General features: G+C 44.7%; 9 protein-coding genes and 1 pseudogene. 4 read left to right on the forward strand and 6 right to left on the reverse strand.

Going from position 1 to position 7495, the window contains the following annotated elements; genetic code table 11:
* A partial coding sequence (locus tag LC574_RS17610; protein WP_229454700.1) for a S9 family peptidase occupies positions 1 to 1080 on the forward strand: 1080 nt, incomplete at its 5' end.
* Positions 1081 to 1183: 103 nt separating this feature from the next.
* Here the strand turns inward: LC574_RS17610 and LC574_RS17615 are convergent.
* From LC574_RS17615 to pheS, 6 genes are all read right to left on the reverse strand, one after another.
* A complete protein-coding gene (locus LC574_RS17615; RefSeq protein ID WP_229454701.1) occupies positions 1184 to 1525 on the reverse strand; it encodes a DUF4926 domain-containing protein in 342 nt (113 codons plus the stop codon).
* Complete coding sequence (locus LC574_RS17620; RefSeq protein WP_229454702.1) at positions 1522 to 1854, reverse strand: DUF6883 domain-containing protein; 333 nt, start codon at positions 1852 to 1854, stop codon at positions 1522 to 1524. Before LC574_RS17620 ends, LC574_RS17615 begins: the two co-directional genes overlap by 4 nt.
* Before the next feature lie 43 nt (positions 1855 to 1897).
* Positions 1898 to 2557 carry a Uma2 family endonuclease gene (locus tag LC574_RS17625; RefSeq protein ID WP_229454706.1) on the reverse strand — a complete coding sequence of 220 codons (660 nt, stop codon included), beginning with the start codon at positions 2555 to 2557 and terminating at the stop codon, positions 1898 to 1900.
* Positions 2558 to 2652: 95 nt separating this feature from the next.
* Positions 2653 to 2937 carry a type II toxin-antitoxin system mRNA interferase toxin, RelE/StbE family gene (locus LC574_RS17630; RefSeq protein WP_229454703.1) on the reverse strand — a complete coding sequence of 95 codons (285 nt, stop codon included), beginning with the start codon at positions 2935 to 2937 and terminating at the stop codon, positions 2653 to 2655.
* The gene (locus LC574_RS17635; protein ID WP_229454704.1) at positions 2934 to 3149 is read right to left on the reverse strand and encodes a hypothetical protein; all 216 of its coding nucleotides are present in this window, start codon (positions 3147 to 3149) and stop codon (positions 2934 to 2936) included. The genes LC574_RS17630 and LC574_RS17635 overlap by 4 nt, the downstream gene beginning before the upstream one ends.
* A 45-nt stretch (positions 3150 to 3194) precedes the next feature.
* Positions 3195 to 4187, reverse strand: coding sequence for a phenylalanine--tRNA ligase subunit alpha (gene pheS / locus LC574_RS17640; protein WP_012407694.1), 993 nt, complete (start codon positions 4185 to 4187; stop codon positions 3195 to 3197).
* Between the two features lie 657 nt (positions 4188 to 4844).
* Here pheS and surE point away from each other — a divergent pair.
* The 3 genes and pseudogenes from surE to LC574_RS17655 all read left to right on the forward strand — a co-directional run.
* Positions 4845 to 5642 (forward strand): 5'/3'-nucleotidase SurE, encoded by a 798-nt coding sequence (surE, locus tag LC574_RS17645; protein WP_229454707.1) that lies wholly within the window; start codon positions 4845 to 4847, stop codon positions 5640 to 5642.
* Between the two features lie 284 nt (positions 5643 to 5926).
* Positions 5927 to 6823 (forward strand): MBL fold metallo-hydrolase, encoded by an 897-nt coding sequence (locus LC574_RS17650; protein WP_229454705.1) that lies wholly within the window; start codon positions 5927 to 5929, stop codon positions 6821 to 6823.
* 545 nt (positions 6824 to 7368) lie between these two features.
* Positions 7369 to 7495: pseudogene (locus LC574_RS17655) on the forward strand (Photosystem II extrinsic protein); the annotation flags it as partial.

Consider the following 7495-nt stretch of genomic DNA (forward strand, 5'->3'; position numbering starts at 1 on the left):
CACCGCGGAGTAGCCCTCTGTCGAAAACCGATGGAAGCTGAATCGGGCTTACCGGTGACGCGTGGCATTGAACGACACCGTTCACCCCGCCTTTACCGCAGACAACCCCTTCAAATACAAATGCAGCGCCCGCACATCCGTCTCGTTGATCTCGCGCAGCGATTCAAACGGCGTGACCTTGATGACCGAGAGTCAAAAACCGGCACCTTCCTTTTTAGCAACCAACCCAAACTCGAAGCGTTGCAGTTAGCTTCAATGCAACCGATTTCTTACGAAGCGCGGGATGGCTTAACTATCCACAGTTACCTGACAACCCCTGTGGGAATACCTACCCAGAATCTACCAACAGTATTACTTGTTCACGGCGGCCCTTGGGCGCGGGATACTTGGGGTTTTTCTCCCACAGCGCAATGGCTAGCTAACCGGGGTTATGCTGTTCTGCAAGTGAACTTTCGCGGTTCCACTGGCTACGGTAAAGCATTTTTGAATGCTGGAAATCGAGAATGGGCTGCTAAAATGCACGACGACTTGATTGACAGCGTGAACTGGCTGGTAGAAAAAGGCATTTCCGACCCGCAAAAGATTGCGATTATGGGCGGTTCTTATGGTGGTTACGCCACTCTAGTAGGGTTAACTTTTACACCAGAAATCTTTGCTGCTGGTGTGGATATTGTGGGGCCAAGTAACCTGATTACTTTGATAGAAACTATACCGCCTTATTGGGAACCATTGAAGGCAATGCTTTATCATCGTGTCGGTAATTTGGACACGGAAGAGGAATTTCTGAAATCGCGATCGCCTTTATTTTTGGCTGACCGAATTCAAAAACCTTTACTTATCGGTCAAGGTGCAAACGATCCGCGAGTGAAACAATCAGAAAGCGATCAAATTGTCAACGCAATGCAACAGGCTGGTTTACCAGTGCAATATGTACTTTATAGCGATGAAGGACATGGTTTTGCCAGACCAGAAAATCGGCTGCACTTCTTTGCGATCGCAGAAGAGTTTCTCGCCAAATACTTAGGCGGTAGATTTGAACCTTTAGCAGATATCCCCGGTCATTCAGGAATAGTTAAATAAAGTTTCACGCATGGTGGTTAGTGTAATTCACCGACCACCTTAATATTTTTAATCCAGTAAACACCAAAGCTAAAAAATGTTGGAAGATTTTCTCGCCAAATACTTAGGTGGGAGATTTTAACCTACTCTGATGCTCAGACTCTTCTTTTTGCAACAGAAAATCGAGATAATCTTGTAATTGTAACAACCTCGCTCCAGATAGCTGGCGTAACTTGGCTAAAATCATTTCTTCTTGCTGCAACTGGGCAATGGGGATAATTTGAGATGCTGGTACTTCAATCGTCACATCGGGCAAATCAAACCCTTCCAGACTATACCCGTCCTCTTCCCCTTCAGGCATGGGGTAATATTCTACAATTGTTGCAACATTCCCTCGTTTCAGGTTGTATTCTGGTAAGTCTTGCGCTAAGGCAACTTGAGAGAATAGGGGGTACTGTACCTTCATGAATTCGCTCCTTGATCTGGCACTAAGGTGATAAATTTGGTTGTATTGTTTGTAACTATCCAAATGGTTAAAATATTGAGTTCAACGCCATTAATCCCTCGCAGACACGCACGAATGGCATATTTATGACCATAGCGAGTTGTTTCGATCGCCTCGGCAGGTTGCGTTAAAACTTGAGCGCGTAGATCCCGTTCCAGTTGTTGCCAGTTGTCTAATGTGTACCCAGCCCTAGCCAGAAATTTAGATTTATCGTCTTTTGGCAACGGCACAAGCAGATACTTAGTTAGCTTTTCTTCTGCGATTATTGCATCCTGCGGTAAAAACGCCATCGGCTCATGGCATGAATTTTGGGTAGGAATTATTTACTACATTTTACTCTGGGACGCTGATCGTCTGCGTATTTGAGATATTGCTTTCTCCGGCGTTGAGTACTTGCTCTGCGGTTAGCTGTAACTCTGGAAAAATAGTAGAAGCGATCGCTATATTTCCTGTAAATCTGGTTTCTTCATAAAACCCGTCAACTAATATCAGTACGGTAACTGCATTTATTTGTGGATCAACAATCCAATATTCAGCAATTCCCCTTGCGGCATACTCGGAACGTTTGTAGCGATAGTCCCGATCTTCGTTAGCTTTCCCAGGAGAAACAACTTCGACAACTAATGCTGGAGGTGGCATATCTAGGGTGATTGTGGATCGCATTGCGCCTTCTAAAGCTGTTGCAAGTTCATCCGTCAGCACAACTAAGTCAGGAATGCGAGTTGTCGCACGAGAACCAGCAACAACAATTTCAACTTTGTTACTTAACCGATTCACTGGGACGAACTTGAGGAAATTTACCAGCAAAAATAGAGATATCTGGACATTTTTTGGACTTTCAGGTGGCATTGCAACTAACTCACCTGCTACCAGTTCATATTGGCTATCCGTGCGATCGTCATATTTCAAATATTCCTCAAGTGTTAGACGTTTACTACGCTGTTGAAACCGTTCAGTAGGTTTTCCGCCAACCCGCAGCAGTGCTTGTTTCATCTGTTCTTCAGTCACTTCTGGAATATCAGAAAGATCAATATCCTCATTGTGCATTGCCTCAATCCTCTCCCAATCAGTTGAACAGCACCTACAACTCAGTAAACTTCATCATGAGTGCCAATATCAATTAGCAAAATTTCCTCTTCACCAGATTCTATATTTTGCAAAAAGTTAAAGACAATACGACAATCATGATCTACTGAACATGCCCAAGCTCCAGATAGTTTGCCTTTAAGCTTATGGGTCTGCAACAGTGGATCAAATGGATCGGCGGTTAGTAGTGCTAACCGCTCTTCAATTCGCTCTTCTAATTCTGGCTGTCGTCTTACCAATCGCTTAAATGCTCGTTTAAACGATGATGCCAGAACTACAGTTCTCACTTGCGTAACTCATCCATTATTTGAGTAACTGTTCCACGGAACACTTTACCCGCCTGGTATTCTACCTGTGCTTGAGCGATATTAGCAGCAATTTCAGAACGCCGCCGTTCTGCTAACCGATGACGTATCAGATCAATTAGTGCTTCTTGTTCATCTACTGATAAATTTTCGATGCTTTCTAGAACTTGATCTAACCTGGAGACTGAGGTCATTATCTATTGTTACCTTGGTTGCAGTAGATTAACTATTACGTATGCCTAAAATTGCTGCAAAAATCGCAAATCACTAGCATATAACCGACGAATATCATCGATTTGGTGTAACACCATTGCAAAGCGTTCTACACCAAAACCGGCAGCAAACCCTGTATAAACTTCTGGGTCATAGCCCACAGACTTAAGTACATTTGGATCGACCATACCGCAGCCCATTACCTCCAGCCAGCGCCCATTCCACTGCAAATCCACCTCAGCCGAGGGTTCAGTAAAAGGGAAATAACTGGCGCGAAAGCGAATTGGTAAATCGCCAAATATTGCTTGTAAAAATACCTTAATTGTGCCTTTGAGGTCTGTAAAAGTTAGTCCTTCGTCAATGGCTAAAAGTTCTATTTGATGGAAAACAGCCGAGTGAGTCGCGTCTACATTATCTCGCCGATAAACTCGCCCTGGAGCCACAACCCGAATCGGTGGTTCTTCTCTTTCCATGTAACGAATTTGCACTGACGAGGTATGAGTCCGTAAAAGATTACCATCTGGCAGGTAGAAGGTATCTTGCATATCACGGGCGGGGTGGTCAGGCGGGGTATTAAGAGCCTCGAAATTATAGTAATCTGTTTCCATTTCTGGCCCTTGAGCCACGGTGTAGCCCATACCGACAAAAATATCCAATGCCCGGTCAATAATTCCATTGAGGGGATGAATGCGACCTTGGGGGCTGTAAATTCCCGGCATAGTAACATCCAGAGTTTCAGCCTCTAGTTGTACCTGAATTTGCGCGGCTTCCAAGGCGACGCGTTGCTGGTCTAGACTAGTTTGCAAAGATTCTTTGACTGTATTGGCGATCGCCCCAATTTTTGGCCGTTCCTCTGCACTCATTTGCCCCATACTTCGCAACAGCGCCCCCAGTTCCCCTTTTTTACCCAGATAGTTAACTCTGAGTTCTTCTAGACGTTCTAGGGTGTCGGCGGCTGCGATCGCTTTTTCTCCTTCCTGCCGCAGTGCTAAAAGTTGAGCTTCTAAATTGCTAGTCATTAGTTATTAGTCATTGGTCATTAGTCATTAGTCATTAGTCTATAGTCAAAAGCTGTGAGCTGCTCGATAAATCAACTTACAGCTATGCCATTAACATCAGCCAAAGGGGAGGTTTCCGACCATTAGAACTTTTCAAAACGAATTTTTAACAAATTTGGTGGGTTTAAGTCCCCCGGTTCAAAAATCACGCAAGTATCTTAGGCGGGGTCTGTCTTGCAAAGTGACGCTCCTGTCTTGAAAAGTTCAGATCGGCGGGAACCGCCGCTCCGACTTTTCGCTGCGTCGAAGAGAGCTGCGCTAACAGATCGCCAAAAGCCGATGCTCTGACTTTGCGCTAAATCCCCGTTACAAAACTGTACTTCCGACTTCCGACTTCCGACTTCCGACTTCCGACTTATTTAATTTTGAACTCTGCCTTGCGGTACTAGTACAGCTTGGCATAAATCCAGGTAACATCTCAATATCCAGCTAACATACATCTCAATTAACTAGACAAGGAGCTGAAAGCCTCTTGTTAAAGATAGGCAAACTTCCGCCGTGCTGTACTAGTGAGTATGTATGTTTTTTTGCTGCTTGTGACCTCAGACATTGACAAATGGCTAATAACAAATAACAAATAACTAATGACCAATGACCAATGACCAATGACCAATGACTATGAAATTACTAATTAGCAACGATGATGGCATTTCTGCCTTGGGTATTCGTACCCTAGCCAACTACTTGGCAGAGGCAGGCCATGATGTGAGTGTAGTTTGCCCAGATCGAGAGCGATCGGCAACTGGACACGGGTTAACTTTACACCAACCCATTCGCGCCGAAATTGTTGAAGGGATTTTTCATCCTGCTGTCAAGGCTTGGGCTTGCGATGGTACGCCTTCAGATTGCGTCAAATTGGCGCTATGGGCTTTGCTAGATACTCCCCCTGATTTAGTTCTCTCTGGCATTAATCAAGGTGCGAATTTGGGAACTGAAATCTTATATTCCGGCACTGTTTCGGCGGCAATGGAAGGTTTAATTGAAGGCATTCCCAGTGTAGCACTGAGTCTTATTAGTCATATCTCTAAAGACTTTCAACCTGCTGCTAAGTTCGCCAAAATTCTCGTAAACCAGTTAGCCCAAAAACCCCTGCCGGATTTAATGTTGCTCAATGTTAATATTCCTGCCCTTAAGTGGGAAGAAATTGCCGGAGTTACTCTTACCCGTCAAGGAGTGCGGCGTTACATTGATGTGTTTGATAAACGAGTTGATCCTCGTGGAAAAACGTACTACTGGTTAACCGGAGAGGTAATTGAGGATGTGGAACCCCCAACCGGATTAAATCTGCTTCAAAATGTACCGTTAGATGTGCATGTTGTACGTAAAAACTACATCAGTATAACTCCGTTACAATACAATCTTACTTACGCAGATGGGCTAAATAAATTGTCTGAGTGGGAATTCAATTTTCCGTGAATCATTTGATTTATCAGGATAAAACTAAAATTATTTAAATGCATCAGAGAAAAATGTAGGCTATAACGTAGGGGCACTCTTGAAATAACCGATACACATTCACCCAAAAAACTGGAAAATTCTTGAGAGTATTTCATTCACATTTACACAATCAGCCAGAAACAGGGTATGCTGTTTTACCAAGAAATCCTCCCTATAGCAGAATCGGTGAGACAGCATAAACTTAGACAAAATAAGTAGCAATTTTTCCACTTATCGCCCGCTCAGTCCAGCAAGCAATACCCATGTCTAGGATAGAGAACCAATTTACCGTACAATTTTGGGGCGTTCGCGGCAGCATCCCCAGCCCAGGGCCAAACACCGTTCGTTACGGCGGTAATACCCCTTGCATATCAATGCAAGCGGGCGATAAACGCTTAGTTTTCGATGCTGGCACGGGACTACATGTTTTGGGGCAATCTTTATTGCGCCAAATGCCGTTAGAAGCTCATATATTTTTTACCCACTCTCACTGGGATCACATGCAGGGTTTTCCCTTCTTTACCCCAGGATTTGTGAAGGGGAATGACTTTCATATCTACGGCGCGATCGCACCTGATGGTTCTACCATAGAACAGCGCCTCAATGACCAAATGTTGCACCCGAACTTTCCCGTACCCTTGCAAATTATGCAAGCTAATTTAAATTTCTACGACATTCGACCGGGGCAACCAATCCACATCGATGACGTTACCGTAGAAACAGCACCTTTAAACCATCCAGGTGAAGCTGTAGGATACCGCGTCAACTGGCGTGGTGGTGCTGCTACTTATATTACTGATACCGAACATTTCCCCGACCGACTTGATGATAATGTGCTGTGGCTAGCTCGTAATGCTGACATTCTGGTTTACGATTCCACTTACACAGACGAGGAATACTATTCCCCCAAATCCCCGAAAATTGGCTGGGGACATTCTACCTGGCAAGAAGCGGTGAAAGTGGCACAAGCTGCTAACGTCAAAACTCTGGTGATTTACCACCATGACCCCGCACACGATGATGACTTTTTGGATTGTGTAGGGAAACAAGCGGCTGCGAAATTTCCTGGGGCGATCATGGCACGGGAAGGACTGGTACTTCAGATTCCCACCTCAGTTATCTTATCAGAATCTTTTCCTGTTAGTAAGTTTTCTACCTAAAGATTGCGATCGGAGGAATTGGAGATTTTAGATTAGATTGGTGATCAGAAGCTTTCAGCCCGAGAGCGTACCTGTTGGCTGTACGGTGAGACAGCGCTGCCCAGAGTTGTCAGAGCGCCGACCACAGGATCAGGGCCACAATAGGAGGACTACTTTATAGATTCACCAACACAGCCCAGACACCCACAGACGCCCTAAGATTGCGGCTGATTGAAGTAAACCTTCGTTGCAGTCTTAACAACGAACTAGAGCCTTTTTAGCTCTGGTATTTGGGGTTATCTGGACTTAGTAATTAGCTGTCAAGCTGATAGCACAAGATACCAGCTTGGGCAACTTCCCGTGGGTTAGGCTTTTGGCTGATAGCTAAAAGGGGTAGCATCAACACCCTGGCTAATCGCACAATACCTGATGGGCAGTTAGTGAAAGTTCAGACCGTCTACAAAAGCTGTCCTCCTCAAGGCGGTTTACCATAAGGTAGCTTCCTGCTGATAGCTAAAATAAACCTAAAATCTCAGAATCCACGTGCTAAATTTGTCTCAAAATGGGTGTTTAGTTTGTTACTTAGTTGCTGGGGATGGTTGGGAACAACTCAGATCGCCCAAGCTGCTAGTTTCAACAGTTTTGCATTGCCTCAAGTCCCAATTCTGGCAATTGAGCGGCAGAATCGGGCAG

The sequence above is a fragment of the Nostoc sp. CHAB 5715 genome (assembly GCF_020829685.1).
Classification (GTDB): domain Bacteria; phylum Cyanobacteriota; class Cyanobacteriia; order Cyanobacteriales; family Nostocaceae; genus Nostoc.